Below are 4,399 nucleotides of genomic sequence, written 5' to 3' on the forward strand. Positions count from 1 at the left end.
ACCTCTGGGTGGCCGACTCCGACGGTGAGGGCGCGCAGTCGGCCCTGACCAGCCCCGAACCCATTATTTCGCCCGCCTGGTCACCTAACGGCTCCCAACTGGCTTATGTGTCGTTTGAGTCGCGCAAGCCGGTGATCTACGCACACGACGTGGCATCCGGCAAGCGACGCCTGCTGGCCAACTTTCGAGGCTCCAACAGCGCGCCCGCATGGTCGCCGGACGGCAAACAGTTGGTGGCGACGCTGAGCCGCGACGGTGGTTCGCAGCTTTATGCGATCGGCCTCAATGGGGGCGAGCCCAAACGGCTGACTCAATCTTCCAGCATAGACACCGAGCCTGCCTTCTCGCCCGATGGTCGCTACATCTATTTCGTGAGCGACCGCGGCGGCGCGCCGCAAATCTACCGCATGAGCCCCAATGGTGGCAATGCCGAGCGGGTCACCTTTACCGGGACCTACAACATCTCCCCGGCGCTCAGCCCTGACGGTCGATGGCTGGCCTATGTTTCCCGGGTGGGCGGCGCCTTCAAGCTGCACGTCATGGAACTTGCCAGCGGTACGGTCACTCCAATCACCGAAACCACGGCCGATGAAAGTCCGAGCTTTGCACCCAACAGCCGATTGATTGTGTATGCCACCCAGCAGCAGGGCAGGGAAGCCCTGATGACTACAACGCTGGACGGCAAGATCAAGGCAAGACTGTCCGGGGCAAGCGGTGACATCCGGGAACCCGATTGGGGCCCTTTCCAGCGGTGACCGGCAACACCCGGCATTATTTTTGTTTTCCATACGGCCTATTTTTTTGTAGAGGTACTTCATGAAACGCACCGTTTTTTCAATCATCTTCTCCCTTGTCCTGGCGGCCACGCTGGCAGCCTGCGGTTCCGGCGTCAAGCTGAACGACGTGCCGGTCGAGGATCGCACCGGCACGACCCAGCAAGGCGGTACACCAGGCGCGACTGGCCGTGCTGTTGCGCCGGTACAGGTTGAAGGCGCCGATGCCTCGTTGGCGGGCCCTGCCAATACCACCAAGGTCATCTACTTTGACTTCGACAGCTACGTGGTCAAGCCCGAGTTCCAGGGAGCAATCGAGGCCCATGCCAAATACCTGACGGCCAACAAGGGCCGCAAGATGGCTATTGAAGGCCATACCGACGAGCGCGGCGGCCGCGAGTACAACCTGGCTCTGGGCCAACGGYGCGCTGAGGCAGTTCGCCGCGCGCTGGGCTTGCTGGGCGTGGCTGATCCGCAAGTCGAGGCCGTGAGCTTCGGCAAGGAAAAGCCGGCAGCTACGGGCTCTGATGAGGACTCCATGGCGAAGAATCGCCGCGCTGAACTCAACTACCGTTAAACGGGGCCCGAACCGTGAACATGTTTCGGTATGCCGCGGTAGCCGCGGCCTGCGTGCTGGCGTTCAATGCAAACGCCGGCCTGTTTGAAGACGATGAGGCCCGCCGGGCGATCCTCGATTTGCGGCAAAAGGTCGATGCGTCGCAGCTGCGCATGGCCGATGACGTGCGGAAAAACACGGAAGACAACGCTCAGTTGCGCCGCAGCGTACTCGACCTGTCCAATCAGATTGAGGCACTGCGCAGCGAAGTCGCCAACCTGCGTGGGCAGAACGAAAACCTGACGCGCAGCGTGGCCGAGATGCAGCGCACCCAGAAAGACCTGACGACAGGCGTGGACGAGCGTCTGCGCAAGTTCGAGCCCGGCAAAGTCAATGTGGACGGCARGGAATTTGTGGCCGAGCCCGCTGAAAAACAGGAGTTCGAAACCGCACTGGCCACGCTTCGCAAGGGCGACTTCGCAGCAGCGCAGACGAGCTTCCTGGGCTTCCTGAAGCGTTATCCGCAAACCGGTTACCGGACATCGTCCCTGTTCTGGCTGGGCAATGCGCAGTACGCCCTGCGCAACTACCGCGACGCGGTGACTAATTTCCGCTCGCTCGTGACGGCTGAACCCGATCATATGCGCGCGCCGGAGGCCATGCTTTCGCTGGCCAACTGCCAGGTGGAACTCAAGGACACCAAGTCGGCCCGCAAGACGCTGGAGGACCTGGTCAAGACCTATCCCCAGGCCGAGGCGGCTTCCGTCGCCAAGGAACGGCTGGCCAAGCTGAAGTAAGCCGCACCTCGGGCAGGCTATCCGGCTGGCCCGGGGGCAAAGATCATTCGCCCCTAAAATCGGGCGATGGACATCTCCGCACTCAATAGTCTCACGGCCCAGGTTCTATGGGCCGGTTTTATTCTCGCCATGGTTTTTGGCGCGATTGCCCAGCGAACGCACTTCTGCACCATGGGCGCCGTCAGCGACATCGTGAACATGGGTGACTGGACCCGTATGCGCATGTGGGGAATGGCGATTGGTGTAGCCATGATCGGGTTTTTCACCATGRCCGCGGCCGGTGTGATTGATCCATCCAAGACCTTGTATGCCTCCAACCGTTTTATCTGGCTTTCCGCATCGGTGGGCGGCGCGATGTTCGGTTTTGGCATGGTCCTGGCTTCAGGCTGCGGCAGCAAAACGCTGGTGCGTATTGGAGGGGGCAGCCTCAAGTCCGTCGTGGTATTTGCCGTGATGGGCATCGCAGCTTTTGCRACACTCAAAGGCATCACGGCTGTGGTCCGTGTGGCTACGGTCGACAAGATTGCCGTCGATTTCACGGCCAATGCGACCTTGCCCAACTGGGTGGCCGGCGCCATCGGTATCACACCCGCCGCCGCCGGYATCGGCCTGGCCATCCTCATCGGGTTGGGCCTTATCGTCTGGGCGCTGTTCGGCCAGGACTTCCGTCGCTTTGATAACCTGCTTGCAGGTCTGGGCATTGGCGGCGTCATTGCGGCCATGTGGTGGGTCAGCGGGCGCCTGGGCTATGTGGCCGAACATCCGGAGACGTTGCAGGAAGCCTTTCTCGCCACCAACTCGGGCCGCGCCGAGGCGCTGAGTTTTGTCTCGCCCGTGGCTTACACCGTAGACTGGCTCATGTTTTTCAGCGACAAGAGCAAGGTGCTCACGCTGGGCATCGTGTCGGTGTTCGGTGTGGTGGTTGGTTCGGCCGTCTACGCCGTGCTGTCGCGCAGTTTCCGCTGGGAAGGTTTTCGTGACGCGGAAGACACTGCCAATCACCTGGTGGGAGCCACATTGATGGGCGTAGGCGGCGTCTGCGCCATGGGTTGTACCGTGGGACAGGGCTTGTCGGGCATCTCGACCCTGAGCGCGACCAGCTTTGTGGCGCTGGCTGCCATTCTCGCGGGCTGCGTGGCGGGATTGAAGTACCAGATCTGGCGGCTGGAACGTTCTGCCTGAGCACGTCCCGGCAACGATCCGCATTTCCAATGACATCCCTCATCGAAGAACTTCCCGCCGACTTGGAGCGCCGGTTCGGCGGCCTGGCGCGCCTTTACGGCGCGGCGGGGGCGCAGCGCATACGCCGGGCGCACGTTGTGGTGGTGGGCCTGGGCGGCGTGGGTTCCTGGGCGGCCGAGGCCGCGGCCCGCAGCGGCGTGGCCCGCCTGACCCTGATCGACCTCGATCACATCGCCGAATCGAACATCAACCGCCAGGTCCATGCGCTGGACAGCACGCTGGGGCAGGCCAAGGTGCAGGCCATGCGCGAACGCATCGCGCAGATTCACCCGGGCTGCCGCGTGGACGGCATCGAGGAATTTGTCGACGCCGCCAACTGGCCGGGCATCCTGGGCCTCGAAGAGGGCTTTGACCGCAAGCAGCTGGCCGTCATCGACGCCTGCGACCAGGTGAAAGCCAAAACCGCCATGGCAGCTTGGGCGATTGCCAACAAGGTGAATCTGGTCAGTGTAGGCGCCGCGGGCGGCAAGCGGCTGGCGCACCGCGTGGACATCGACGACCTGTCGCTGGTCACGCACGACCCCTTGCTGGCGCAGTTGCGTTACCGGCTGCGCAAGGAGCACGGCGGCGCACGCAAAGGCAAGATAGGTGTAGCCTGTGTCTTCAGCCGCGAGGCTGTGCTGCAGCCCGATGCCGCAGACCAAAGCGACGGCAGTCTGAACTGCCACGGCTATGGATCGGTCGTCAGCGTGACCTCGACCTTCGGCCTATGCGCGGCCGGCTGGGCACTCGACAAAATTGCGGCCTGAGTTTTTGCGAAGGCTTAAAAAATCACGCTATAATTCAAGGCTTTGCTGCCCTCGAAGCAGCAAATACCGGGATGTATCGCAAGATACGTTCTTGGGACCATAGCTCAGTTGGTAGAGCAGCGGACTTTTAATCCGTTTGTCGTGGGTTCGACCCCCGCTGGTCCCACCAGAATTTCCGGGTTCTTAGCTCAGTTGGTAGAGCAGCGGACTCTTAATCCGTAGGTCGACAGTTCGAATCTGTCAGAACCCACCAAGTACATCAAGGACTTAGCCGCAAGGCTA

At 61.9% G+C, this 4,399-nt stretch carries 5 protein-coding genes and 2 tRNA genes; all 7 read left to right on the forward strand.

The window, feature by feature from the left end; all coding sequences use genetic code 11:
- Positions 1-755, forward strand: a 755-nt coding sequence (locus tag AC1D1P_RS15375; protein ID WP_477673579.1) for a DPP IV N-terminal domain-containing protein, incomplete at its 5' end; no start/stop codon positions are given.
- 61 nt (positions 756-816) lie between these two features.
- Positions 817-1,350 (forward strand): peptidoglycan-associated lipoprotein Pal, encoded by a 534-nt coding sequence (gene pal / locus AC1D1P_RS15380; protein WP_477673580.1) that lies wholly within the window; start codon positions 817-819, stop codon positions 1,348-1,350.
- Between the two features lie 20 nt (positions 1,351-1,370).
- A complete protein-coding gene (gene ybgF, locus AC1D1P_RS15385; protein ID WP_477673581.1) occupies positions 1,371-2,126 on the forward strand; it encodes a tol-pal system protein YbgF in 756 nt (251 codons plus the stop codon).
- 66 nt (positions 2,127-2,192) lie between these two features.
- On the forward strand, positions 2,193-3,308 hold the full coding sequence (locus AC1D1P_RS15390) for a YeeE/YedE family protein (RefSeq protein WP_477673582.1): 1,116 nt from the start codon (positions 2,193-2,195) through the stop codon (positions 3,306-3,308).
- A gap of 29 nt (positions 3,309-3,337) precedes the next feature.
- A complete protein-coding gene (locus tag AC1D1P_RS15395; protein WP_477669499.1) occupies positions 3,338-4,117 on the forward strand; it encodes a tRNA threonylcarbamoyladenosine dehydratase in 780 nt (259 codons plus the stop codon).
- Positions 4,118-4,210: 93 nt separating this feature from the next.
- A tRNA-Lys gene (locus AC1D1P_RS15400) sits at positions 4,211-4,286 on the forward strand.
- 8 nt (positions 4,287-4,294) lie between these two features.
- Positions 4,295-4,370 (forward strand) — tRNA-Lys (locus tag AC1D1P_RS15405).
- The last annotated feature ends 29 nt before the right edge of the window (positions 4,371-4,399 follow it).

Source organism: Polaromonas sp. P1_E1_2, assembly GCF_056406035.1.